General features: G+C 64.3%; 24 protein-coding genes. All 24 read left to right on the top strand.

The window, feature by feature from the left end; genetic code table 11:
- Positions 1–2 precede the first annotated feature (2 nt).
- The 24 genes from AB6724_RS09880 to AB6724_RS09995 all read left to right on the top strand — a co-directional run bounded on the left by AB6724_RS09880 (position 3) and on the right by AB6724_RS09995 (position 25,276).
- Positions 3–1,058: an RluA family pseudouridine synthase gene (locus tag AB6724_RS09880; RefSeq protein WP_369338352.1), complete on the top strand. Its 1,056-nt coding sequence runs from the start codon at positions 3–5 to the stop codon at positions 1,056–1,058.
- Between the two features lie 99 nt (positions 1,059–1,157).
- Positions 1,158–2,189 carry an SMC-Scp complex subunit ScpB gene (gene scpB, locus AB6724_RS09885; RefSeq protein WP_369338489.1) on the top strand — a complete coding sequence of 344 codons (1,032 nt, stop codon included), beginning with the start codon at positions 1,158–1,160 and terminating at the stop codon, positions 2,187–2,189.
- On the top strand, positions 2,186–3,808 hold the full coding sequence (locus tag AB6724_RS09890) for a pseudouridine synthase (protein WP_369338353.1): 1,623 nt from the start codon (positions 2,186–2,188) through the stop codon (positions 3,806–3,808). The genes scpB and AB6724_RS09890 overlap by 4 nt, the downstream gene beginning before the upstream one ends.
- 122 nt (positions 3,809–3,930) lie before the next feature.
- Positions 3,931–4,356 carry a nucleoside-diphosphate kinase gene (ndk, locus tag AB6724_RS09895; RefSeq protein WP_369338354.1) on the top strand — a complete coding sequence of 142 codons (426 nt, stop codon included), beginning with the start codon at positions 3,931–3,933 and terminating at the stop codon, positions 4,354–4,356.
- Positions 4,357–4,484: 128 nt separating this feature from the next.
- Complete coding sequence (gene rlmN, locus AB6724_RS09900) at positions 4,485–5,606, top strand: dual-specificity RNA methyltransferase RlmN (RefSeq protein WP_369338355.1); 1,122 nt, start codon at positions 4,485–4,487, stop codon at positions 5,604–5,606.
- Positions 5,607–5,631: 25 nt separating this feature from the next.
- The gene (gene pilW, locus AB6724_RS09905) at positions 5,632–6,483 is read left to right on the top strand and encodes a type IV pilus biogenesis/stability protein PilW (protein ID WP_369338356.1); all 852 of its coding nucleotides are present in this window, start codon (positions 5,632–5,634) and stop codon (positions 6,481–6,483) included.
- The gene (locus AB6724_RS09910) at positions 6,476–7,480 is read left to right on the top strand and encodes a helix-turn-helix domain-containing protein (RefSeq protein WP_369338357.1); all 1,005 of its coding nucleotides are present in this window, start codon (positions 6,476–6,478) and stop codon (positions 7,478–7,480) included. Before pilW ends, AB6724_RS09910 begins: the two co-directional genes overlap by 8 nt.
- Positions 7,481–7,497: 17 nt before the next feature.
- On the top strand, positions 7,498–8,778 hold the full coding sequence (gene ispG / locus AB6724_RS09915; protein ID WP_369338358.1) for a flavodoxin-dependent (E)-4-hydroxy-3-methylbut-2-enyl-diphosphate synthase: 1,281 nt from the start codon (positions 7,498–7,500) through the stop codon (positions 8,776–8,778).
- A gap of 210 nt (positions 8,779–8,988) precedes the next feature.
- The gene (gene hisS / locus AB6724_RS09920) at positions 8,989–10,269 is read left to right on the top strand and encodes a histidine--tRNA ligase (RefSeq protein ID WP_369338359.1); all 1,281 of its coding nucleotides are present in this window, start codon (positions 8,989–8,991) and stop codon (positions 10,267–10,269) included.
- A 49-nt stretch (positions 10,270–10,318) separates the two neighbouring features.
- Entirely contained in the window at positions 10,319–10,996 is a 678-nt protein-coding gene (locus AB6724_RS09925; RefSeq protein WP_369338360.1) for a YfgM family protein, read from the top strand.
- A 2-nt stretch (positions 10,997–10,998) separates the two neighbouring features.
- Positions 10,999–12,165 (top strand): outer membrane protein assembly factor BamB, encoded by a 1,167-nt coding sequence (gene bamB, locus AB6724_RS09930; RefSeq protein ID WP_369338361.1) that lies wholly within the window; start codon positions 10,999–11,001, stop codon positions 12,163–12,165.
- A 15-nt stretch (positions 12,166–12,180) separates the two neighbouring features.
- Positions 12,181–13,524 carry a ribosome biogenesis GTPase Der gene (gene der, locus AB6724_RS09935; RefSeq protein WP_369338362.1) on the top strand — a complete coding sequence of 448 codons (1,344 nt, stop codon included), beginning with the start codon at positions 12,181–12,183 and terminating at the stop codon, positions 13,522–13,524.
- Positions 13,525–13,626: 102 nt separating this feature from the next.
- Positions 13,627–13,881, top strand: a complete 255-nt coding sequence (gene hfq, locus AB6724_RS09940) for an RNA chaperone Hfq (protein WP_369338363.1) — start codon at positions 13,627–13,629, stop codon at positions 13,879–13,881.
- Between the two features lie 59 nt (positions 13,882–13,940).
- Positions 13,941–15,143 carry a GTPase HflX gene (hflX, locus tag AB6724_RS09945; RefSeq protein ID WP_369338364.1) on the top strand — a complete coding sequence of 401 codons (1,203 nt, stop codon included), beginning with the start codon at positions 13,941–13,943 and terminating at the stop codon, positions 15,141–15,143.
- Positions 15,144–15,214: 71 nt separating this feature from the next.
- Positions 15,215–16,612, top strand: a complete 1,398-nt coding sequence (gene hflK / locus AB6724_RS09950) for an FtsH protease activity modulator HflK (RefSeq protein WP_369338365.1) — start codon at positions 15,215–15,217, stop codon at positions 16,610–16,612.
- Positions 16,613–16,623: 11 nt separating this feature from the next.
- Positions 16,624–17,514, top strand: a complete 891-nt coding sequence (hflC, locus tag AB6724_RS09955; RefSeq protein WP_369338366.1) for a protease modulator HflC — start codon at positions 16,624–16,626, stop codon at positions 17,512–17,514.
- A gap of 60 nt (positions 17,515–17,574) precedes the next feature.
- The gene (locus AB6724_RS09960; protein ID WP_369338367.1) at positions 17,575–17,763 is read left to right on the top strand and encodes a DUF2065 domain-containing protein; all 189 of its coding nucleotides are present in this window, start codon (positions 17,575–17,577) and stop codon (positions 17,761–17,763) included.
- Between the two features lie 93 nt (positions 17,764–17,856).
- Positions 17,857–19,014 carry an ATP phosphoribosyltransferase regulatory subunit gene (locus tag AB6724_RS09965; protein ID WP_369338368.1) on the top strand — a complete coding sequence of 386 codons (1,158 nt, stop codon included), beginning with the start codon at positions 17,857–17,859 and terminating at the stop codon, positions 19,012–19,014.
- A 28-nt stretch (positions 19,015–19,042) separates the two neighbouring features.
- The gene (locus AB6724_RS09970) at positions 19,043–20,419 is read left to right on the top strand and encodes an adenylosuccinate synthase (protein ID WP_369338369.1); all 1,377 of its coding nucleotides are present in this window, start codon (positions 19,043–19,045) and stop codon (positions 20,417–20,419) included.
- 47 nt (positions 20,420–20,466) lie between these two features.
- Positions 20,467–20,991 carry a phosphoribosyltransferase gene (locus tag AB6724_RS09975; protein ID WP_369338370.1) on the top strand — a complete coding sequence of 175 codons (525 nt, stop codon included), beginning with the start codon at positions 20,467–20,469 and terminating at the stop codon, positions 20,989–20,991.
- 300 nt (positions 20,992–21,291) lie between these two features.
- Positions 21,292–22,428: a YVTN family beta-propeller repeat protein gene (locus AB6724_RS09980; protein WP_369338371.1), complete on the top strand. Its 1,137-nt coding sequence runs from the start codon at positions 21,292–21,294 to the stop codon at positions 22,426–22,428.
- 74 nt (positions 22,429–22,502) lie between these two features.
- A complete protein-coding gene (locus AB6724_RS09985) occupies positions 22,503–23,351 on the top strand; it encodes a polysaccharide deacetylase family protein (protein WP_439329852.1) in 849 nt (282 codons plus the stop codon).
- A 22-nt stretch (positions 23,352–23,373) separates the two neighbouring features.
- The gene (locus tag AB6724_RS09990) at positions 23,374–24,354 is read left to right on the top strand and encodes a sterol desaturase family protein (protein WP_369338372.1); all 981 of its coding nucleotides are present in this window, start codon (positions 23,374–23,376) and stop codon (positions 24,352–24,354) included.
- A 55-nt stretch (positions 24,355–24,409) separates the two neighbouring features.
- Complete coding sequence (locus AB6724_RS09995; RefSeq protein ID WP_369338373.1) at positions 24,410–25,276, top strand: EI24 domain-containing protein; 867 nt, start codon at positions 24,410–24,412, stop codon at positions 25,274–25,276.
- The last annotated feature ends 193 nt before the right edge of the window (positions 25,277–25,469 follow it).

Below are 25,469 nucleotides of genomic sequence, written 5' to 3' on the forward strand. Positions count from 1 at the left end.
GCATGGCGGCGCAACGCAAGCAAGTCTCACAAGCCCCTGCTCCGCAGGGGCTTGTGTCTTCTGTGGCCGACCAGGGCTGGGACGAGGGCGCGGAAGACGCCATCGCGGGCACCGAGGTCGAGCAGCGCGAGCTGCTGGTCAGCGCAGAGCACCATGGCCAGCGCGTGGACAAGGTGCTGGCGCAGGGCGTTTCCGAATTTTCGCGCAGCTATCTGCAGCAACTGCTGGCCGATGGCGCCGTCATGCTCAACGGCAAGGTGCTGGCCAAGCCCTCGGTCAAGGTGGCCGTGGGCGACCGGCTGCACGTGGAAATGCGGCCCACCCAGCAGAGCATGGCTTTTCAGCCCGAGGTCATGGCGCTGGATGTGGTCTACGAGGACGAGGATCTGCTGGTCATCAACAAGCCCGCGGGCCTGGTGGTGCACCCGGCGCCGGGCAACTGGACCGGGACTCTGCTCAACGGTTTGCTGGCGCGCGATGAAAAAGCGCGCCAGGTGCCGCGCGCAGGCATCGTCCACCGGCTGGACAAGGACACCAGCGGCCTGATGGTGGTGGCGCGCAACCGCAGCACCATGGATGCGCTAATCAAAATGATAGCGGCGCGCGATGTGAGCCGTCAGTACTTGGCGCTGGCGCACAAGCAATGGGGCAGCCGCAAGCGCCGCGAGGTGGATGCGCCCATAGGTCGCGACCCGCGCAACCGTTTGCGCATGGCGGTGGTGGATCTGAATCTGCATCCCGGCAAGCAGGCGCGTACCGATTTCGATCTGCTCGATGGCGATGCCGCGCACAGCCTGGTGCGCTGTACGCTGCACACCGGGCGCACCCACCAGATCCGCGTGCACATGGCTTCGCTCGGCCATCCGCTGGTGGCCGATGCGCTGTACGGCGGCCATGCCGAAGGCGGGCTGGAGCGTCAGGCCCTGCATGCCTTCCGGCTGGCCTTCGCGCATCCGGTGACGCATCGGCCGCTGGAGCTGTATGCGCCGTTGCCGCAAGACATGGCTGGCGCACTGGATTTATGGGGCCTGCGTTACAATCCACCCGAAAGCCTCTGACCATCGCTCGCATGGCACTTCCGGGGCGCTTCCCTCTCTTCTTTGAATCAGGCGTCCCACCGAGATAGGTGCGACAGCCGCTCCCGAAACGCTGCGCCCATGAATACGGTAGATGCCAAGCGGGTTCTTGAAACAGCATTGATTTGTGCTCCGCAGCCTGTAACGCTTCGGGAGTTGCGCTCGCTTTTTGATGATGTGCTGGGCTCGGACACGATCAAGGACTTGCTGCTGGACCTGCAAAAGGACTGGGCCCTCAAGGGCGTGGAACTGGTGCAGGTGGCTTCGGGCTGGCGCTTTCAGAGTCGGCCCGAGATGCGGGTATATCTGGACCGGCTGCATCCCGAAAAGCCACCCAAATACACGCGGGCGACGCTGGAGACGCTGGCCATCATTGCCTACCGGCAGCCGGTGACGCGCGGCGATATCGAGGATATCCGCGGCGTGACGGTCAACAGCCTGATCATCAAGCAGCTCGAAGACCGGGGCTGGATCGAGGTCATCGGCCACCGGGAAACCGTGGGCCGGCCCGCGCTGTTTGCGACCACGCGCCAGTTTCTCGACGATCTGGGTCTGCAGTCGCTGGACCAGCTGCCCATGCTGGAGGAAACCCAGGCCCAGCAAAGTCTGTTCAAGGCGCTGGATGGGGAGGCTGCGGAAGAGCAGGGCGCTCCCGAGCCGGGTGTCGAGCCCGCGGATGGCGAGCCGGATGCCCAGGCAGGGGCCGAGCCGCCGGAGGCTGAGCAGGAGATTGAGGCCGAGGAGCCGGAGCCGGATCCAGGGATCGAGGTCGCAGTGCTCGAAATCGAGCCGGTGCAGGTGCCTGCCGCGGATGTGGCCGAAACCGACCAGCCTGCGCTGCCCGGGATGGTTGCCGCGCTCAGGTCCAAGCCAGCCAGGGCGGCGGCGGCCAAGCTCGCCGAGCCCGAGGAAAAGCCGGCGGCCAAAAAGTCCGGTCGCGCCGAATGGGTGGGGCTCAGGGCTTTTCTCGAAGATGACTATGGCGTCGACGAAGGCGATGCCGAGGAAGAAACAACAACCGTACTGGCCGAGGATGAGACGCAAGCCGGGCCGGTGGATGAGCGAACTCTGGAGGATGACGATGGCGCCATCCCCGAAGGAAAAAATGAATGAGCAACGAGACATCGAATCAGATGCCAGAACCTGTCTCCGCTTCGCCTGAAGCCGAGCCGCAGAAAAAGCCCCGCAAGCCGCGTGTGGCCAAGCCCAAGGACGAGGCCGCAGCCGAGAAAAAACCGGCTGTGCCGCGCAAGCGTGCCGTCGCCAAGAAGCCGGCTGCCGATGCCGCACCCGCCGAGGTGACGGAAGCCGCCGAGGCCGTGCAGGCGGCCGAAGCCAAGCCCGCCCGCAAGCGTAGCGTCAAGCCACGTCAGCCGGAGCCGGTGGAGGCCGCGCCGGCCGCCGCCGAGCTGCCGGAGGCTATGGCCGAGCCGATCGCCGAGGCTGAGTTCGATGCTGCGGAGGCAGTGGCTGCCGACGCGGATGCCGAAGAGGCGGTGACGCAGAAGGCCTCCAAGCAGGAGCGCAGGGGTCAGAGCATCGGCTTTGCCGATGTGATCTCCGGCGAGTTCGACGAGGAAGAGGAAAACGGCAATGCCATGCCCGCCAAGCGCGTGCTGGCGCCGCAGATGGACTCCCCCAAGCTGCACAAGGTGCTGGCCCAGGCCGGCATGGGCTCGCGCCTGGAGATGGAGCAGCTGATTCTGGAAGGCCGCATTTCCGTCAACAACGAGCCGGCCCATATCGGCCAGCGCGTGCAGTTTGGCGATGTGGTCAAGGTCAATGGCAAGCCCATCCGCTTCCGCATTGATCCGCCGCCGGCGCGCGTGATCGCCTACCACAAGCCCGTGGGCGAGGTGGTCACCCATGACGATCCGCAGAACCGCCCCACGGTGTTCCGCAAGCTGCCCAAGCTGCAGCACGGCAAGTGGCAGTCTGTCGGCCGTCTGGACCTGAATACCGAAGGTCTGTTGCTGTTCACGAGCTCGGGCGAACTCGCCAACTCGCTGATGCACCCGCGCTTTGGTCTGGAGCGTGAATACGCGGCCCGCGTGCTGGGCGCGCTGAGCAAGGAAGAAAAGCAGCGCCTGCTGGACGGCGTGCAGCTCGAGGATGGCGAAGCCAGCTTCGGCGCCGTCGAAGACGGCGGCGGCGAAGGTGCCAACTGCTGGTACCGCGTCACCATCTCCGAAGGCCGCAATCGCGAAGTGCGCCGCATGTTCGAGGCCGTGGGTCATGCGGTGAGCCGCCTGATCCGCATCCGCTATGGCGCCATGATGCTGCCGCGCGGCTTGAAGCGCGGCGCCTGGGTGGAGCTGGACCAGGCCGATATCCAGGCGCTGATGTCGGCTGCCGGCGTGAAGGAGCGTGCTCCCGTCGAACGCAATGCCGGCGGCCGTGGCGGCAACAACCGCAATGCGCGTGGCGGCCGCGGCGGTGGCCGAGGCAACGGCTTCAATGCCGACCGCAGCCAGCAGGGCCGTCGCGAAGGCGGCGGTCAGCGCCGCGGCGAATGGGATGGCAACCGTCCCGCGCCCAGCGGCATGCTGGGCGACAGCCCGCGTGGCAAGAGTGCTCGCTCCGGCGGCGGCGCCGGCCGCTCGCAGAGCAACCAGCCCGATCCCATGCGCACCTCGGTGGGCTATATCGGTGGCGACAGCCTCTCGCGCGCCCGCCAGAATGCCAAGCGCCGCCCCGGTGGCGGCGGTGGCGGTCGCCGCGGCGGTCGCTAAAAAGGCGTCCGTAAGGATTTGAGTGCTGCCAGGACTTCAAGGTCTATGGCGGCACCGCTAAAATCAGCTGTTTTGCTTTTTCGGCAAAAACCCATAGTAACCCTGATTAGGAAATAATCATCATGGCTATCGAACGTACCCTCTCCATCATCAAGCCCGACGCAGTTGCCAAGAACGTGATCGGCCAAATCTACGCCCGCTTCGAAGCTGCCGGCCTGAAGGTCGTGGCCGCCAAGATGGCTCACCTGTCGCGCGGCGAAGCCGAGCAGTTCTACGCTGTGCACGCTGCACGTCCTTTCTTCAAGGATCTGGTGGACTTCATGATCTCCGGTCCCGTGATGATCCAGGCTCTGGAAGGCGAGAACGCCATCCTGAAGAACCGCGAACTGATGGGCGCCACCGACCCCAAGAAGGCTGAGAAGGGCACCATCCGCGCCGACTTCGCCGACAGCATCGACGCCAACGCCGTGCACGGCTCCGACGCTGCTGAAACCGCTGCTGTGGAAATTGCCTTCTTCTTCCCCGGCATGAACGTTTACTCGCGTTAATCCGCGCAAGCTTTACAGCATGCTCTCGCTGACGCCAGGGCTTCGCATTGGCGAAGCCGGTGTCAGCAGTGACAATGCTGGCCACGGCGTGGCAAAACCGTTCGCAAGACGCCTCGCCACATGCCGCTATGACTACCAATTTGCTTGATTTTGACCTCGAAGGACTGACCGCATACTGCGAGCAGCTCGGGGAGAAGCGTTTCCGTGCGACGCAGCTGTTCCGCTGGATTCACCAGCGCGGCGCCTCGGATTTCGACCAGATGACCGATCTGGCCAAGTCCCTGCGCGAAAAGCTCAAGAGCCGGGCCCATATCACCGCACTGCCCGTGGTGACCGAGCATGTCTCGGCCGACGGCACCGTGAAATGGCTGTTCGACGTGGGTGACGGCAATGCCGTCGAATCCGTTTTCATTCCTGAGGACGACCGCGGCACGCTGTGTGTCTCGTCCCAGGCCGGTTGCGTGGTGGGCTGCCGCTTTTGCTCGACGGGGCATCAGGGCTTCAGCCGCAATCTGACCACGGGCGAGATCCTCGCCCAGCTCTGGTATGCCGAGCATTCGCTGCGCAAGCGTTTCGGCACCGAGGAACGCATCATCTCCAACGTGGTGATGATGGGCATGGGCGAGCCGCTACAGAACTACGGCGCGCTGGTGCCGGCGCTGCGCGTGATGCTCGACGACCATGGTTATGGCCTGTCACGCCGCCGCGTGACCGTGTCCACCTCGGGCGTGGTGCCCATGATGGATCGCCTCGCGCAGGACTGCGCCGTGGCGCTGGCCGTGTCGCTGCACGCGCCCAACGATCCGCTGCGCGACAACCTGGTGCCGCTGAACAAGAAGTATCCGCTCGCCGAGCTGCTGGACGCCTGCGAGCGCTATCTGGAGTTCGCGCCGCGCGACTTCATCACCTTTGAATATTGCATGCTCGACGGCGTCAACGACCAGCCCGAGCACGCGCGCCAGCTGATAGAGTTGGTGCGTGCGCGCGGCGACGGCAAGAGCTGGTGCAAGTTCAACCTGATTCCGTTCAATCCCTTCCCCGCTTCGGGGCTGCTGCGCTCGCCTGCGGCCCGGGTGACCGAGTTCGCGACCCTGCTCAGCAATGCCGGCATCGTGACCACGGTGCGCAAGACGCGCGGCGACGATATCGACGCGGCCTGCGGCCAGCTGGCCGGGGATGTGAAAGACAGAACGCGCGCTGCCGAGCGCATGGCAAAGCAGCGCACCATCACGCTCAAGCAGGTGTCTTGAGGGAGTTTTGAACAAAGGACAGCACATGAAGGCAGGGGTAGGGCGACCGGTTGGCAAGCATTGGGGCCTGTGGGTCCGATGGGGAGTGCCGGTTGCGGCCGCGGCGCTGCTGGGCTGCACCAGCACGACCACCACCACGACCTCGTCGACCTCGGTGCCCCAGGCCTCGGTGGTGGGTACCGCCTCTCCTCAGGTGGCCGACGCCAACCGCCGCGCCCAGATCCGTCTGGAGCTGGCAGCCAACTACTTCCAGGCCGGGCGTCTGGACGTGGCCATGGAGGAGGTCGGTCAGGCGCTGTCCGCCAAGCCCGATTACGCCGATGCCTATGGCCTGCTGGGGCTGATCCTGATGCAGAACCAGGACTGGGCCCAGGCCGATATCGCCATGCGCAAGGCCATAGACCTCAATCCCAGGGACGGCAACCAGATCCACAACTACGGCTGGATGCAGTGCCAGCAAAAGCATTTCGACAGCGCCCAGCAATGGTTTGACAAGGCGCTGCAGGCACCCGGCTATCGTGAGCAGCCCAAGACCCTGCTGGCCAAGGGCATGTGCTATCAGCAGGCGGGCCAGCTGGATCAGGCCTACGAGAGCATGTTCCGCGCCTATGAAATGGATGTGGGCAATCCGGCCGCGGGCTACAGCCTGGCAAATGTGCTCTGGCTCAAGGGTGATCTGAAAAAAGCCCAGTTCTACATCCGGCGCTTGAATAACAATAGCAGCCAGTCCAGTGCGGAAAGCCTGTGGCTGGGAATCAAGATCGACAAGGCGGTGCACGACGAGATCGGCGTGCGACAGCTTGCCGATCAGTTGCGCGACCGCTTCCCGCAGTCGCGCCAGTGGCTGGCATACGAGCGCGGAGCCTTCAATGAGTGACAGTGCGGTGGAAGAGGTGACTATGCAGAGCGAAGAGCAAGCTCGGGTGACGGCCGGGGCCATGCTGCGCCAGGCGCGGGAGGCGGTCCATGTGCAGCTGCCCAGCCTGGCCGCAACCCTGAAAGTGCCGCAGCACAAGCTGGAGGCGCTGGAAACCGATGACTATGCGGCCTTCCCCGACCATGTCTTCATGCGCGCGCTCGCCATGGGCATGTGCCGTGCCCTGCACATCGACTCGGCGCCCGTGCTGGCGCTGCTGCCGCGTACCCAGCTCAAAAGCCTGGAAGGCAGCGGCCCTGGCATCAACGAGGCGGTGAAGGAGCGCATCAGCTTCAAGGCCAAGGGCACGCCCCTGGATTCGCGCGCGGGCGGCTCGCGCAAGATCGCGGCCGGCGTGCTGATTCTGCTGGCGGCCGCGGCAGCCGTTTATTTCGTGCCCTTCCATCAGGCCGTGGATTCGGCTTCCGATGCGGTCGCCGGGCAGTCTGCCGGCGCGGCCGCGCTGCCGGCCTCCGCAAGCGGTACGGTGGTCGAGTCCGGGGCTGCCGTGCCCATGGGGGCGGCTTCCAACAGCGGCGATGCTCCCGAGGCTGCCAGCGCGGAAGCTGCGCCCGCGGTGCCGGCGACCCCGGTGGCGGCCGCCGCGCCTGTCGCCGCTTCCGGTCCGGCCGCCGCTGCGGTCGGCGGCACCGGCGATGCCGCTGCGCCAGCCCCAGCGCCAAATGCGGCTGCGGCGCCTGTGCCAGCTGCTGCACCGGCTTCGGGCGCTGTGCTGGCGTTGAAGGCCAGCGGCCAGTCCTGGGTCAAGGTCAAGGATGCCAACGGCAAGGTGGTGCTGGAAAAGACCCTGGCCAAGGATGAGTCCGTGACCGCCGAAGGCCTGCTGCCCCTGTCCGTGATCGTGGGCAATGCCAAGGGCACGCAGGTTCTGGTGCGCGGCGAACCGCTCAATATTTCGACTACGCGAGACAATGTGGCTCGCTTCGAGGTCAAGTAAGCCTCAAGGTGACAAGAGTGCAAGATTCCGAGAATTCGCAGGCTGCCGGCACACCGATCGCGATCGCATCGCCGCTGCCGCGCCGCTCGCGCCAGGCCCGCGTGGTCTGGCGCAACAACGTGGTCACCGTGGGTGGCGATGCGCCCGTGCGCGTGCAGTCCATGACCAATACCGACACCGTGGACGCCGTGGAAACGGCCATCCAGGTGCGCCAGTTGGCCCAGGCCGGCTCGGAGATGGTGCGCATCACCGTCAACACACCCGAGGCCGCGGCTGCCGTGCCCTATATCCGCGAGCAGCTCGACCGCATGGGCGAGTACGTGCCGCTGGTGGGCGACTTCCACTACAACGGCCACCGGCTGCTGAGCGACTATCCGGCCTGCGCCGAGGCGCTGTCCAAATACCGCATCAACCCCGGCAACGTGGGCAAGGGCGACAAAAAGGACAAGCAGTTCGGCCAGATGATCGAGATCGCGGCCAGGTACGACAAGGCCGTGCGCATAGGCGTGAACTGGGGCTCGCTGGACCAGGAAATCATGGCCGAGCTGATGGACCAGAACAGCAAGCGTGCCAAACCCTGGGATACGCGCCAGGTCATGTATGAGGCGTTGATCACCTCGGCCGTCAGCTCGGCCGAGCTGGCCAAAAACATCGGCCTGAACCCCGACAACATCATTCTTTCCTGCAAGGTCAGCGGCGTGCAGGATCTGATCTCGGTCTACCGCGCACTGGCGCAGCGCTGCGACTACGCGCTGCATCTGGGCCTGACCGAGGCCGGCATGGGCACCAAGGGCACGGTGGCATCGACGGCCGCGCTGTCCGTGCTGCTGCAGGAAGGCATTGGCGACACGATTCGCGTCTCGCTCACGCCCCAGCCCGGCGAAGCGCGTACGCAGGAAGTCGTGGTGGCCTCCGAAATCCTGCAGGCCCTGGGTCTGCGCGTGTTCGTGCCCAGCGTCACGGCCTGTCCGGGTTGTGGCCGCACCACCAGCACCACCTTCCAGGAGCTGGCCAAGAGGATCGATGACTTCCTGCGCGGTGAAATGCCTGTCTGGCGTACCCAATACCCGGGCGTGGAGGCGATGAAGGTGGCCGTGATGGGCTGCATCGTCAACGGCCCCGGCGAGAGCAAGCATGCCGATATCGGCATCAGCCTTCCCGGCAACGGCGAGGCCCCTGCGGCGCCCGTGTTCATCGATGGCGAGAAAGCCATGACGCTGCGCGGCGAGCATATTGCCGAGGAGTTCCAGGCCATTGTCCAGGACTATGTGCAGCGCCGCTACGGCGTTCGGGCTTGAGCCCCAGCTCGGGGTACATGGCGCTTGCTGGCACAATGGTCGCAAGCCTGTTTAGGAATTGATAGCTGCTTGCGCGCTATCTGTATGGATTTGATTGTGGTTTCTGTGTGAAATTATGAGTTGCTGCGTGCAGCAAGCTCTGATTTTGCGAGCGACCTGAGTGTGAGATTTCACGTGGCCAAAAACGAAAAACTGACTGCCGTCAAAGGCATGAACGACATCCTCCCACCCGATTCCGCGCGCTGGGAGTGGTTCGAGGACAAGGTGCGCAACCTTATGGGCCGCTTTGCCTACCGCAACATCCGCACGCCGCTGGCCGAGCACACGGCCCTGTTCGTGCGCGGCCTGGGCGAGGTGACCGATATCGTCGAGAAGGAGATGTACTCCTTCGAAGACCGGGCCGACAAGCATGGCCAGGCCGAGCATCTGACGCTGCGCCCCGAAGGCACGGCCGGCGTGGTGCGCTCCGTGGTGGAGAACAATCTGCTGTACGACGGCGGCAAGCGCCTGTTCTACATCGGCCCCATGTTCCGCCGCGAGAAGCCGCAGCGCGGTCGCTACCGCCAGTTCCACCAGGTGGGCGTGGAGGCCATGGGCTTTGCCGGCCCCGAGCTCGATGCCGAGGTGATTCTGCTGGCTGCGCAGCTGTGGCAGGAGCTGGGCATAGACGGCGTGCGCCTGGAGCTCAACAGCCTGGGCCAGCCCGAGGAGCGCAAGGCCCATCGCGAGGCGCTGATCGCCTACTTCGAGCAGCACACTGCGGTGATGGACGAGGAAGCCAAGCGCCGCATGTACAGCAACCCGCTGCGCGTGCTGGACACCAAGAATCCCGCCATGCAGGAAATGGTCAACGCCGCGCCCAGGCTCATGGACTATCTGGGCGAGGCCTCCAAGGCCCACCTCAAGGCCGTGCAGGACATCCTCGACGCCAACGGCGTGGCCTGGTCGCTGAATCCGCGCCTGGTGCGCGGCATGGACTATTACAACCTCACGGTGTTCGAGTTCATCACCGACAAGCTGGGTTCGCAGGGCACGATCTGCGGCGGCGGCCGCTACGACTACCTGATCGAGGAGATCGGCGGCAAGCCGGCTCCGGCCGTGGGCTGGGGCATGGGCGTGGAGCGCGTGCTGGAAGTGCTCAAGGAAATCGGCGTCGAGATTCCGCAGCCCGCGGCCGATGTCTACGCCATCATTCCCGAAGCCTCGGCTCTGCCCCAGGTCTTCAAGACCGTGCAGCAGCTGCGCGCGGCCGGTGTGGCCGTGCAGATGCATGCGGCCGCCGGCGGCATGGCCGAGGGCATGGGCTCGATGAAGTCGCAGTTCAAGAAGGCCGACGGCTCGGGTGCGCGTTTTGCGCTGATCTTCGGCGGCGACGAGCTGGCCCAGGGGCTGGTCACCGTGAAGTCGCTGCGCGACGGCGCAGGCCAGCAGGCGCAGCAATCCCTGGCCGAAGTGGCTCAATGGGCGGACAGCCTAAAATCGCCGCTCTGACGCTGCCGTCCACGTTTTCTGACGGGTATTCCATTCATTAGAACAAGCCATGGCAAACCATTTCGACCTTGAAGAACAAGAGCAACTCGACCAACTCAAGCATTTCTGGGATTCCTGGGGAACCTTGATCACCAGCGTGCTGGTGGTGATCTTTGTCGGTATTGCGGGCTGGAATGGCTGGCAATACTGGCAAAAGCGCCAGTCCCTGCAGGCTGCGGCACTGGAGTTTGCGGTCGACGAGGCGCTGACGGCCAAGGACCAGGCGCGTGCCGACCAGGCATTTGCCGAGCTCAAGGACAAGTATGCGGGCACGGCCCAGGCGATGCAGACGGCGCTGCTGATGGCCAAGGCCTCGGTGGACGCGGGCAAGCTCGACGATGCCAAGGCCCAGCTGAGCTGGGTGGTGGACAAGGGCGACGAGGGCTCCAAGGCCCTGGCCCGCATCCGTCTGTCTTCGGTGCTGGAGCAGCAGAAAAGCTATGACGAAGGCCTGAAGCTGCTCGCTGCCTCCGTGCCGGAAGCCTTTGCCGGTCTGCAGGCCGACCGTCGCGGCGATCTGTATGCGGCCCAGGGCAAGCAGCAGGAGGCCGTGACCCAGTACCAGAGCGCTTACAAGCTGCTGGACAAGGATCTGGACTACCGCCATCTGGTGGAGTTCAAGCTCAATGCGCTGGGTGCCGCTCCCGAGACCGTGGCCCAGGCCAAGACAACGCCGTCGGAGAACTAATCTTGAAGACTTTTGCCCATCAAGTGAAATCAGCCCTGCCTGCCGCTTCGCGCGTGCTGGCCTTGCCGCTGCTGGCCACGGCTTTGAGCGCCTGCTCCATGTTCGGCGGCAGCGAAAAACCCAAGCCGCTGGACCTGGGGCCCAACCCCGGCAAGATTGCCGTGCACCAGGCCTGGTCGGTCAAGCTGGGCGGCGAGGTGCCGCTGGCCATGCCGGCGCTGGTCAAGGGCAATACGGTGACCGTGGTCTCCAAGAACGGCAACGTGACCACGCTGGACGGCAACAGCGGCAGCCAGATCGGCAAGTTCAGCGTTGGCGAGGTGCTGAGCACCGGCGTGGGCAGCGACGGCCAGCGCACGGCGGCGGTCACGCAGAGCAACCAGCTGATGGTGTTTGCCGAAGACAAGCAGCTGTGGAAGCGCAGCCTGACGGCGGCCGTCTACACGCCGCCGCTGGTGGCCGGCGGCCGGGTGTTCGTGATGGCGGCGGACCGCTCGCTGTCGGCCTTCGACGCCAATACCGGGCGTGAGCTGTGGTCGGTGGAAGGCCCTAGCAACGAACCCCTGATTCTGCGCCAGCCCGGCGTGCTGATGGCGGTCGAGAATACACTGGTGGTCGGTGTGTCCGGCCGCCTGGCCGGCGTGGACCCCGATACGGGCTCGGTGCGTTGGATGGCGCCTCTGGCCGCACCGCGCGGCACCAACGACGTGGAGCGCCTGGTGGACCTGGTGGGTCCCGTCAGCCGCGTGGGCAGCAGCGTTTGCGCGCGCGCCTTCCAGGCCTCGGTGGGCTGTGTGGACACGGCCAATGCCAATGTGCGCTGGACCCAGTCCTCCAAGGGCAGCGACGGCATAGGCGGCGACGAGCAGTCGGTGTTCGGTGCCGAAAGCAATGGCACGGTGCAGGCCTGGCGCCGCAGCGATGGGGAGCGTCTGTGGTCCATCGACAAGCTGCAGTACCGCAAGCTGACGGCGCCGCTGGTGCTGGGCCGCTCGGTGGTGCTGGCCGATGATCTGGGGACGGTGCATATGCTCTCGCGTGAAGACGGCTCTGCACTGGCCCGTTTGGAAACTGACAAGGCAGGAGTTGCCACTTCGCCGGTGGTCGCCGCCAATACTCTGGTGGTCGTCAGCCGCAGCGGAACTGTGTACGGCTTCAAGCCGGATTGATGGGTTATTTTGGGAATGAAGCCAGTTATTGCCCTGGTAGGGCGCCCCAATGTGGGCAAGTCGACGCTGTTCAATCGGCTCACGAAGTCGAGGGATGCCATCGTCGCCGACTTCGCAGGGCTGACGCGTGATCGCCACTACGGCCAGGGCCGTCAGGGCAAGCACGAGTACATCGTCATCGATACCGGCGGTTTCGAGCCTGACGCGTCCAAGGGCATCTTCAAGGAGATGGCCAGGCAGACGCAGCAGGCCGTGGCCGAGGCCGATGTGGTGATCTTTGTGCTCGATGCGCGTGCGGGTCTTGCCGGTCAGGACCACGAGATCGCCAACTATCTGCGCCGCCTGGGCAAGCCCACGGTGCTGGTGGCCAACAAGGCCGAAGGCATGAAGGACGGCAGCCAGCTCTCCGAGTTCTACGAGCTGGGTCTGGGCGAGGTCGTGCCCGTGTCCGCGGCCCACGGCCAGGGCGTGCGCAGCCTGGTCGATCTGGCCCTGGGTCTGCTCAATCTGCCCGAGCCCGTCGAGGACGAGGCCTTCGGCGACGAGGACCAGAAGCCCGTGCGCCTGGCCGTGGCCGGCCGCCCCAATGCGGGCAAGTCCACGCTGATCAATACCTGGCTGGGCGAGGAACGCCTGGTGGCCTTCGACATGCCGGGCACCACGCGCGATGCGATCACCGTGCCGTTCGAGCGCAACGGCCAGAAGTTCGAGCTCATCGATACCGCCGGTCTGCGCCGCAAGGGCAAGGTGTTCGAGGCCATAGAGAAGTTCTCGGTGGTCAAGACCCTGCAGGCCATCGAAGGCGCGAATGTGGTGCTGCTGCTGATCGATGCCACGCAGGGCGTGACGGACCAGGATGCGCATATCGCGGGCTACATCCTGGAAAGCGGCCGCTCCGTGGTGCTGGCCATCAACAAATGGGATGCCGTGGACGACTATCAGCGCCAGATGCTGGAGCGCTCCATTGAAACGCGTTTGTCCTTCCTGAAGTTCGCGCCCCTGCACTTCATCTCGGCGCAAAAGCGCCAGGGTCTGGAGCCGCTGTGGAAGTCCATCATCCAGGCCCACCGTGCCGCGACCTGCAAGATGCCGACGCCGGTGCTGACCCGTGTGCTGCTGGAGGCGCTGCAGTTCCAGACGCCCAAGAAGGTCGGGGCTTACCGTCCCAAGATGCGCTACGCCCACCAGGGGGGCATGAATCCGCCCATCATCGTGATCCATGGAAATTCTCTGGAACATGTCACGGACGCCTACAAGCGCTTTCTGGAAGGGCGTTTCCGTAAGGAATTCAATCTCGTGGGCACTCCGTTGCGCATCGAGATGAAAACCTCTCATAATCCTTACGCCGACAAGGATTAATCGTTATCTGCAATGCCTAGGGAAAACCCTTTTGGGAGTTTTTCCCGGGCCCTGTGGTAATGTGTCGGTTTACAACAACACTCTTCGAACACGGAGAATATCGTGAGCAATAAAGGTCAACTCCTCCAAGATCCGTTCCTGAACGCACTGCGTCGCGAACATGTGCCGGTTTCCATCTATCTGGTCAACGGCATCAAGCTGCAAGGGCAAATCGAGTCGTTTGACCAATACGTGGTGCTGCTGCGCAACACCGTGACCCAGATGGTCTACAAGCACGCCATCTCCACCATCGTTCCCGGCCGTGCCGTGAATTTCTCGGCAGCTGCTCCTGCAGAAGGCGAAGCTGCTGCAGCCTAAGCCTCGCCACAACGCCCGCCGGCCAGCCCGGCGCGGCCATCACCCTACGGGACAGATATTTGAGTTCTGAATCCTTTGAACGCTCCGCGTCGGCGCCAGTGCTGCTGGTAGGCGTGGATTTTGGCGTTCCCCATTTTGACGATGAGCTGGAAGAGCTGGGCCTGCTAGCCCAGACCGCCGGCTTGCAACCCGTGGCCCGCTTGACCTGCAAGCGCAAAGCTCCCGATGCCGCACTGTTCGTGGGCAGCGGCAAGGCCGACGAAATCCGCATGCTGGCCCAGATGCATGGCGCCAAGGAAATCTGGTTCGACCAGGCCTTGAGCCCGGCGCAGCAGCGCAATCTCGAGCGCCACATCCAGATGCCGGTCAACGACCGCACCATGTTGATCCTGGAGATCTTTGCCCAGCGTGCGCGCAGCCACGAGGGCAAGCTGCAGGTGGAGCTGGCGCGTCTGCAGTACATCAGCACGCGCCTGGTGCGCCGCTGGAGCCACCTGGAGCGCCAGGCCGGCGGTATCGGCGGCCGTGGAGGCCCCGGTGAAAAGCAGATCGAGCTGGATCGTCGCATGATCGACGATGCCATCAAGCGCACCAAGGAGCGGCTGAAGAAGGTCAAGAAGCAGCGCACCACTCAGCGCCGCCAGCGCGCGCGCCGTGCTGTTTTCAATATCTCGCTGGTCGGTTACACCAATGCGGGCAAATCCACGCTGTTCAATGCCATGGTCAAGGCGCGAGCCTATGCGGCGGATCAGCTGTTTGCCACGCTGGACACGACCACTCGGCAGATGTATCTGGCAGAGGCCGAGGAATCGGTATCCCTGTCCGATACGGTCGGGTTCATCCGCGATTTGCCGCACGGTCTGGTCGACGCCTTCCAGGCCACCTTGCAGGAGGCGATAGACGCCGATCTGCTGCTGCATGTCGTGGATGCCTCGAACCCCGGCTTCCCCGAACAAATACAACAAGTCCAGAAAGTTCTGGGAGAAATCGGGGCCGATGACGTGCCTCAGATTCTGGTTTTCAACAAGCTGGATGCGATCGCGCCCGAACATCAGCCTGCGGTGTTGCAGGATGTATACGAGCTCGATGGCGTGCCCGTGTCGCGCGTGTTTGTCAGTGCCCGCTCCGGGCAGGGGCTGGCACAGCTGCGGCAGATGTTGGTCGACCGGGTCTTGCAGGTACGAGAGCAGGAGGCACGCGAAGAGGGGGAGGAGCAGGGCGATGCGTCCTCGATGACCCCTGATGACGACGCGCAATACTAGGGACTTGATTTCCTATTGGGCACAATGCCTGCCATGGTCCATGTCTTTTTGAAAACACAGAGACTTCTCGCATGAATTTTTCACAACGCGTTCATCGTTGGGCGGTACTGCCGCAACGCATTCGCGGGATGTTCAACTTGAACGATCCGCGCTGGGGTCGTGGCGACAACAACAATGAAGACGGCTCCTCGCCCGGCGGTTCGCGCCCCGAAGGCGAGCGTCCTCTGCCGCCGCCCGCGCCCGAGCAGCGCCCGCGTCCGCAGTCCTCCCAGCCGGGCCAGCCGCCGGATCTGGATGAGCTCTGGCGCGATCTCAATCGCAAGCTCTCGGGCCTGTTCGGCGGCAAGCCCGGTGATGGCCGCGGCATGCCGCCGGGCCGCAGCGGCGGCCAGCCGACCGAGCCCTTCAATGCCGGCAAAGGTATCTTCGTGATCGCCGGCGTGGCGGCACTGATCTGGGTGGGAACCGGTTTCTTCATCGTGCAGGAAGGCCAGCAGGCCGTCATCACGCAGTTTGGCAAGTACAAGAGCACGGTGGGTGCGGGCTTCAACTGGCGCCTGCCCTATCCCATACAGAAGCATGAGCTGGTCTATGTCTCGCAGATCCGCTCTGCCGACGTGGGCAGCGACAACATCGTGCGCAGCACGGGTCTGCGCGAGTCGGCCATGCTGACCGAGGACGAGAACATCGTCGAGATCAAGTTCGCCGTGCAATACCGTCTGAGCGATGCGCGCGCCTGGCTGTTTGAAAGCCGCAGCCCGTCCGAGGCCGTGGTGCAGGTGGCCGAGTCCGCGGTGCGCGAAGTGGTGGGCAAGATGAAGATGGACACGGCCCTGGCCGAGGAACGCGATCAGATCGCGCCGCGCGTGCGCGATCTGATGCAGACCATTCTGGACCGCTACAAGGTCGGCGTGGAAGTGGTGGGCATCAATCTGCAGCAGGGCGGCGTGCGTCCGCCCGAGCAGGTGCAAGCCTCGTTCGATGATGTGCTCAAGGCCGGTCAGGAGCGCGAGCGCGCCAAGAACGAAGCCCAGGCCTATGCCAACGACGTGGTGCCGCGCGCCGCGGGCACGGCGGCACGCCTGGGCGAGGAGGCCACGGCCTACAAGTCCAAGATCGTGGCTCAGGCCCAGGGTGATGCCGGGCGCTTCAGTTCGCTGTATGCCGAATACCAGAAGGCGCCGCAGGTTACGCGCGATCGTCTGTATCTGGACACCATGCAGCAGATCTACAGCAATGTGACCAAGGTCCTGGTGGAGTCGCGCCAGGGCTCGAATCTGCTGTATCTGCCGCTGGACAAGATCGTGAACAGCGTCAGCGGTGCCGCCGCTCCCGCCGCTTCCGGCGACAGCGCGGCCGCCGCCGCTGGCGCCTCGTCTTCAGCCCCCGCAACGGTGCGTGTGGTGCCCAGCCCGGCCGGCGATGCCCGCGGTCGTGATGCCCGCAGCCGTGACCGTGACGCACGCTAGGAGAGAATGCAGTGAATCGAATCGGATTTTTTGTCACCAGCATTCTTGTGGTGCTGGCCTTGCTGAGTTCCACCCTGTTCGTGGTGGACCAGCGTCAGTTTGGCGTGGTCTATGCCCTGGGTCAGATCAAGGAAGTGATCACCGAGCCGGGACTCAACTTCAAATGGCCGCCACCGTTCCAGAACGTGCGCTATATCGACAAGCGTCTGCTGACGCTGGACAGCACGGATACCGAGCCCATGCTCACGGCCGAAAAGCAGCGCGTGGTGATCGACTGGTATGTGCGCTGGCGCATTTCCGAGCCCTCGGAATACATCCGCAACGTGGGTCTGGACGAATCCGCGGGCGCCATGCAGCTCAATCGCGTGGTGCGCAATGCCTTCCAGGAGGAAATCAACCGCCGTACCGTGCGTGAGCTGCTGTCTTCCAAGCGTGAAGCGCTGATGGCCGACGTCAAGCGCGAGGTGCTGGAGACCGTGCGCGGCGCCAAGCCTTGGGGCGTGGACATCGTGGACGTGCGTATCACGCGTGTGGACTACGCAGAGACCATCACCGAGTCGGTCTACCGACGCATGGAGGCCGAGCGCAAGCGCGTGGCCAACGAGCTGCGTTCCACGGGTGCCGCCGAAGGCGAGAAAATCCGTGCCGAGGCCGATCGCCAGCGCGACATCACGATTGCCAACGCTTATCGCGATGCGCAAAAGCTCAAGGGTGAGGGCGATGCCGAGGCGGCCCGCATCTATGGCGAATCCTTTGGCAAGGACCCGCAGTTTGCGCAGTTCTACCGCAGCCTCGAGGCCTACAAGGAGAGCTTTGCCAAGAAGAGCGATGTGCTGGTGCTGGACCCCTCGCAGAGCGACTTCTTCAAGGCCTACCGCAATGGCGGCTCGGCAGGCAAGTAAGCTCTGATATGCATGAAGACAATGGCCCCTCGCGGGCCATTGTTCGTTTAGGGAGTGGATATGGAACGGGGTGAGTCGCTGGGCATGGCTCTGGCCATGGTGCTGATTCTGGAGGGGCTGCTGCCGCTGCTGGCGCCGCAGCAGTGGCGCCGGATGTTCACGCAGCTGCTGCAGCTGCGCGATGGGCAGCTGCGCTTTTGCGGATTGCTGTGTATCGCAGCGGGCGCCATCACGCTGTTCTGGCTGTGAATACCGGCGATAACGCCTAGGCCTTGTCGGTCAAGTTGGGTGTGGCTGGCAAAGCCGGTAGAATCACGTTTTTAACAGCCTCCCCCTTTCTCCATGTCTGCTTGGGTCCTGCCGGATCACATCGCCGATGTATTGCCCTCCGAGGCTCGGCACATCGAAGAATTGCGTCGAGGATTGCTCGATACTGCGCGCAGCTATGGCTATGAGCTCGTCATGCCGCCCATGCTGGAGTATCTGGAGTCCTTGCTCACCGGTACCGGTGAAGCGCTGGCACTGCAAACCAGCAAGCTCGTCGATCAACTCTCCGGCCGCACTATGGGCCTGCGTGCGGACATGACGCAGCAGGTGGCGCGCATTGATGCCCATCTCCTCAACCGCCAGGGTGTGACCCGCCTGTGCTACTGCGGCTCCGTGGTCCATGCGCGGCCCGATCGCCCGCGTGCCACGCGCGAGCCCTTGCAGTTCGGCGCGGAAATCTATGGCCATCAAGGTCTGGAGGCAGACCTCGAAGCCCTGCACCTGGCGCTGGACTGCCTCAAGAGCGCGGGTGTCAAGGACATCATCGTGGACCTGGCCGATGTGCGCATCGTGCGCAGCCTGCTGGCCGGGGTGATGGTGGACGAGCAGGTGCTGCGCGGCGTGCATGCGGCGCTGGCCGCCAAGGATGCAACCGAGCTGGAGCAACTGACCCGCGGCTTCCCCGCGGCTTCGCGCGAAGGCCTGATGGCGCTGCTGCAGCTGTATGGCGGCATGGACGTGCTGGACAAGGCTGAAAAACAGCTGGAAGGCATAGCTGGCGTGCGTGATGTGCTATCGCATCTGCGCTGGCTGGCCCGGCGTCTGGACGGCGTCAAGGTCAGCTTCGATCTGGCCGATCTGCGCGGCTACTCCTATTACAGCGGCACCCGTTTTGCGATTTTTGTGCCCGGCGGCAGCGATGCCCTGGTGCGCGGCGGCCGCTACGACGAAGTCGGTGCCGTGTTCGGGCGCAACCGCCCCGCGGCCGGCTTCAGTCTCGATATCAAACAACTGGTGGCTGTCGTGCCCGAGCGTCCGCTCAAGGCAGCCATTCGCGCTCCCTGGGGTGATGACGAGCAGGTGGCCGCGGCCATCTCCGTATTGCGCCTCAAGGGCGAGACGGTGGTCTGCGTGCTGCCTGGGCATGAAAGCGAAGTGGATGAGTTCCACTGCGACCGTGAGCTTGTCAACATCGGCGGGCAATGGGTCGTGCAAGCCATTCAAGGCATTTGACTAATTCTTCGATTTATCGGGTTGGAATATGAAAACATCCAAAGGTCGCAATGTGGTCGTGGTCGGCACCCAGTGGGGTGACGAGGGCAAGGGCAAGCTGGTTGACTGGCTGACCGAGTCCGCCAACGGCGTCGTGCGTTTCCAGGGCGGCCACAATGCAGGCCATACGCTGGTCATCAATGGTGTGAAGACGGCGCTGCACCTGATTCCCAGCGGCATCATGCGCCCCGGCGTGAAGTGCTACATCGGCAACGGCGTGGTGCTTTCCGTGGGCAAGCTGTTCGAGGAAATCGAAGGCCTGGAAAAGGCCGGCGTGGAGGTGCGCAACCGCCTGCGCGTGTCCGAAGCCTGCCCGCTGATCCTGCCCTTCCACCAGGCGCTGGACGTGGCCCGCGAAGCGGCCCGCGAGCAGGGCGGCGTGCAGAAGATCGGCACCACGGGCAAGGGCATTGGCCCGGCCTACGAAGACAAGATTGCCCGCCGTGCGCTGCGCGTGCAGGATCTGAAGCATCCCGAGCGCTTCGCCACCAAGTTGCGCGAGCTGCTGAGCCTGCACAACCACATCCTGGTCAATGTGCTGGGTTCCAAGAACTTCAACTTCGGCGCCGGCCTGGCTCCGTATATGAAGGACGGCGAAGTCCAGTTCGACGCCGTGTACGACGAGGCCATGCACCACGCCGAGCTGCTTAAGCCCCTGATCGCCGACGTCTCGCGCGAGCTGAACGCGGCGCATGCCGAGGGCGGCAATCTGCTGTTCGAAGGCGCGCAAGGCACGCTGCTGGACGTGGACCACGGCACCTATCCCTATGTGACCTCGTCCAACTGCGTGGCCGGCAATGCGGCCGCCGGCGCGGGCGTGGGCCCGGGCATGCTGCACTACATCCTGGGCATCACCAAGGCCTATTGCACCCGCGTGGGCGGCGGCCCCTTCCCCACCGAACTGGAATGGGAAAAGGAAGGCACGCCCGGCTGGATCATGTCCACCGTGGGCGCCGAGAAGGGTGTGACCACCGGCCGCTCGCGCCGCTGCGGCTGGTTCGACGCGGCCCTGCTCAAGCGCTCGGCCCAGATCAACGGCCTGTCGGGCCTGTGCATCACCAAGCTGGACGTGCTCGACGGCATCGAAGAACTGCAGCTGTGCGTGGGCTATGAGCTCGACGGCGAAAAGATCGACCTGCTGCCCCTGGGTGCCGACGATATCGAGCGTTGCAAGCCCATCTACGAAGCCATCCCCGGCTGGACCGAATCCACCGTGGGCGTGACCGAGTACGACAAGCTGCCCGTCAACGCGCGTCGTTATCTGGACCGCATCCAGGAAGTGACCGGCGTGCCCATCGCCATGGTCTCGACCAGCCCGGACCGCGACCACACCATCCTGATGCACAACCCGTACAGCGCCGAGTAATCGCGGCCTACGGTTTTCACTGAAACCCTTATTCAATAGGACCTACCATGCTGACGGAAGACGGTAAGCACCTGTATGTAAGCTATGACGAGTACCACGGTCTCGTCGAGAAGCTCGCCATCAAGATCCACCAGTCTGGCTGGGAATTCGACACCATTTTGTGTCTGGCCCGTGGCGGTCTGCGTCCCGGCGACATCCTGAGCCGCATTTTCGACAAGCCCCTGGCCATCATGTCCACCAGCTCCTACCGCGCCGAAGCCGGCACGGTCCAGGGCCATCTGGACATCGGCCGCTTCATCGCCACCCCCAAGGGCGAGATCGCGGGCCGCGTGCTGCTGGTCGACGACCTGGCCGATTCGGGCGCCACGCTCAAGGCCGTGATCGCCATGCTCAAGACCAACTACGCACCGATCACCGAGCTGCGCAGCGCCGTGATCTGGACCAAGGGCGTGTCGACCTTCGAGCCCGACTACTCGGTGGACTTCCTGGCCACCAACCCCTGGATTCACCAGCCGTTCGAGGGCTACGACACGCTGCGCCCCGAAAAGCTGCTGGAAAAGTGGAAAGTCTGAGCCCCACGCCTGCCTTCTGCATGGGAGCCCCTAGGGGCTCCTTTTTTGTAAGTAGATGATGCTCATCAAATCATGAGCGGCATGCGCCTTGATTTCAACGGGTTCAAATGTCATTGTGTTTAAAACATAGGAAAATTGGGAGTGGATTGCTCCTGTTTTTGCATAGAAAAGCGAAAACCCGGCCGGCGCAGGTATGCGTGGACCGGACTGGGGCATGGGCGGCGCCGGGCAGCTTGCTGACAAGTGCTGCCGCGTTATGGGTGAGTGAAGGTGAGGGTCGCGTCGGCGCGGCTACACTGCGTGGATTCTGAGAAGGTGGTGGTTGTGGGACGTCTCTCTATTGGGCGCACTGGCGCTGCTGTGGCATTGGTGGTGGGTGGTGGTTTGGCCGCATGGCTGGGGGCATCGATGCTGCCCGGCTCCAAGTCGGCAACGGCGGCGGCTTCACAGCCCGTGGCCTCTGCGCCTGCTCCCATGGCGGCGCCCGCAGCCGCGAGCGCGCCCACGGCCAGGCCGGCGCCGGGCTCCACGCCGGTGTTCGTGCTCAATTCCCTGGATGCCTCGATCAGCGTCATCGACCCCCAGACCTGGAAGGAGCAATCGCGCATCCCCACGGGCAAGGAGCCGCACCACCTCTACCTCACCCCCGATGAGAAATCGCTGGTCGTGGCCAATGCGCTGGGCGATTCGCTGACCCTGCTGGACCCCCGCACGGGCGCCGTGCAGCGCGTGATCCGCGATATCGTCGATCCCTACCACCTGCGCTTTTCGCCGGACATGAAGTGGTTCGTCACGGCCGCCAATCGCCTGAACCACATCGACTTCTACCGCTGGGATGCGGCGACCCAGACGCCGACGCTGGTCAAGCGCGTCTCCACCGGCAAGACACCCAGCCATCTGTTCATCGATGCGCAAAGCAAGACGCTGTACTCGACCATGCAGGACAGCGATGCGCTGGTGGCCATAGACATCGCCACGCAGACCATCACGGCGCGCGTGCCCACGGGGCCCATGCCCGCCGACGTCTACGGCAGCCCGGATGGCAAGAAGCTGTTCGTGGGGCTGACCGGCGGCGATGGCGTCGAGGTCTTTGACATCACCGGCCCCGAGCCGCGCAGCACGGGCCAGATCAAGACCGCGGCCGGCGCCCACGCGTTCCGGGCGGCCGGCGACGGTCGCCACCTGTATGTGAGCAACCGCGTGGCCAACACCATCAGCAAGATCGATATGGTGAGCAACCAGGTCGTGGCCAACTACCCTGCCCCCGGTGGTCCGGACTGCATGGATGTTTCCGCGGACGGTCGCTACATCCTGCTGAGCTCGCGCTGGGCGCGCAAGCTGTCCGTCATCGATACGGTCGAGAAGAAGGTGGTGCAGCAGGTCAATGTGGGCAAGTCGCCGCATGGCGTCTGGACCCTGGCCCACGCGGCGCGCTGAGGCGGAACCGGCCCGCGGAACCAAGGCCGCGGGCCAGACTCTTTCTGACAGTGTTACCACCTCAAGGAGGGTGGATGCAAAGACGTCATTTCATCTGCACAGCCGCGGCCGCATCCATGGCAGGGGCCGCCCCATGGCTGGCCCGGGCCCAGCAGCCTGTGCCGGGTGCCACAAAAAGCATGGCGTCCAGCGCTTGCGGCAAGACGGTTTACCTGACATTTGATACCGGTCATATGGGCATCGCCCAACTGGTCGCCCAGGTGCTGCAGAAGCACAAGGTGCTGGTCACTTTTTTTGCGGCCAACGAGCCCGCGAAGGAGGGTGGCAGCAGCCTCGGCGACTTCTGGGCGCCATGGTGGCGCGCAAGAGCCGAGGAAGGCCATCAGCTGGCTTCGCACACCTACGACCATATGTACTGGCTGGCCGATATCCGCGACAAGGCCACGGGCCAGGTCACGCATTTCAAGGTCAGGCCCTCGGCCGGGCCGCGCACGGGCCAGAGCTTTGTGGTCTCGGCCGCCGAGTACTGCGAGGAAATTGCGCGCTCCGCGAGGCGGCTGAAGCAGATCACGGGGCGCAAGACCTTGCCGCTGTACCGCGCTCCAGGCGGCAAGACATCGCCGGCGCTGATTGCCGCGGCCCAGCAGGGCGGCTACCAGCAGGTGGGCTGGGCGCCCGCAGGATTTCTCGGGGACGAGCTGCCCAGCGACAAATATCCCAACGAACGCCTGCTGGCTCAGGCGCTCAAGAACATTCGCGGCGGGGACATCCTGCTGGCCCATCTGGGGATCTGGTCGCGGCAAGACCCCTGGGCACCGGCTGCGCTCGAGCCTTTGATCACGGGGCTGCTGGACAGGGGTTTCTGTTTTCGTACGCTGGCGGAGCACCCCGCGTACCAGGGCTGGATTGCACAGCACCGCTGAGGCGCTGCATCGGGAGTGAATTGTGGATTGGTTGGTTCAGATCTTTGCCGACGCGCAGCAGCGCCTTTTCGAAAGCGTGGTGCAGCCCTTGCTGTTTCACGCGGGCATGGCCAATTTGCTGGAGGATGGCTATGCGGCCACCGGCTGGCTGCTGGTGGGTTTGCTGCAGATCGCCGTGATGCTGGTGGTGATCGTGCCGCTGCAGCGCTGGAAGCCCGTGGAGCCCGTGACGGACAGGCAGGCCATACGCGTGGACATGCTCTACACCCTGATTCATAGACTGGGGCTGTTTCGCCTGGCGCTGTTCTTCACGCTCGATCCGCTGTGGGACGAGCTCATGGGTCGGCTGCATGTCTGGGGGCTGCCGGTCTTTCATCTCGACAATCTCTGGCCGGGCGTGACGGACAACGCCTGGATCAGCCTCATCCTCTATCTGCTGGCCTTCGATCTGCTCGGCTACTGGATCCATCGCGGCCAGCACCATTACCGCTGGTGGTGGAAGCTGCATGCGCTGCACCATTCCCAGCGCCAGATGACGGTCTGGAGCGACAACCGCAACCATTTGCTCGACGATGTGATCCACGACACCATCGTCGTGCTGGCGGCCCAGATCATAGGCGTGGCGCCCGGGCAGTTCGTCGCCATCGTGGCGCTGACCCAGCTCAGCGAGAGCCTGCAGCACGCCAATCTGCGCCTCTGGTTCGGCCAGCTCGGTGAGCGCCTGTGGATCAGCCCGCGCTTTCACCGCCGCCACCACGCCGTAGGCATAGGCCACGAGACCATGGCGCCCGTGCGCAACAAGCGCGCCCATGGCAACAATTTCGGCGTGCTCCTGCCCTGGTGGGACATGATCTTCGGCACGGCCAACTTCGATCTGCGCTACGACGCCACGGGGGTGCGCGACCAGGTCCAGCCCAATGCCCAGGGGCAGCTGCGCGATTATGGCCAGGGCTTCTGGTCCCAGCAATGGCGCGGCATTTTGCGTTTGCTGGGGTGGGCCTGAGCAGGGGCGCAGATCGTAAACACGCTGGCGCCAAGCTCGGGTATGCTGATGCCCCATGGGCTTGCTACTCGACTCCTTTTGGCGTGCGCTGGCGTATTGCCTGCATAAGCGGGTGATTGCTTGGTCGCTGTTCCCTCTGTTGGCCATGGCCTTGCTGTCCTGGGCCTTGGGCTATTTCTTCTGGGCCGATGCGGTACTGAAGGTCCAGGGGCTGCTGGACGGCGTGGGCTGGCTGCATTCCCTGTGGCTGTGGCTGCAAGGCCATGGCGTGGGCTATGCCTCGGAGGTGGTGGCCTCCATCTTTGTGGTGCTGGGTGTGACACCGGTGCTGGTCGTGGCGGTGCTGTTGCTGGTGGGCGTGTTCATGGCGCCGGTGCTGGCGCAGCTGGTGGCCGAAAAGCGCTTTCCCGAACTGGAAAAAAAGCACGGTGGCTCGGCCGTGGCCAGCCTGCTCTGGTCGGGCGGCTCGACGCTGATTGCGCTGCTGGCGTTGCTCGTGACCCTGCCGCTGTGGGTATTTCCGCCGCTGATGCTGGTAGTGACGCCGCTGATCTGGGGCTGGCTGACCTACCGGGTCATGGCCTTCGATGCGCTGTCCGAACACGCGAGCAAGAACGAGCGCCGCGGCCTGTTCGTGAGCCACCGCCTGTCCTTGATCCTGATGGGCGTGATCTGCGGGTATCTGGGGGCGGCTCCGGGCGTGGTCTGGGTTTCCGGCCTGGTGTTCCTGGCCGCGTTCTGGGTCCTGATTCCGATTGCCATCTGGATCTATGCGCTGGTGTTTGCGTTTTCCGCACTCTGGTTTGCGCATTTCTGCCTGGCGGCTCTGGCGCAGATGCGCGCGCAGGCCGTGCCCGTCGAGGACGACCCGCAAGTGCCGTTTGCCCATGGCTCGGCGCCCGCTGCCCAGAAGCCGGTGTGAGCAATGGAAAGCCGCCGCCGGGGTGGTGCTTGCACCAAGAAACGACATTTACATGATTTGCACCATATTGGTGCAAATAAACTCACCAATATGGTGCATTCATGCGGGGCCGCCTGGCGGTGAGACAATATGCACCTGTTTGGCGCCAGGCACTGTTTGCGAGCCCGGCCCGTGCCAACTGCATGGGCTTGGT

This window comes from Comamonas guangdongensis (genome assembly GCF_041079535.1).
Lineage (GTDB): Bacteria > Pseudomonadota > Gammaproteobacteria > Burkholderiales > Burkholderiaceae_C > Comamonas > Comamonas guangdongensis.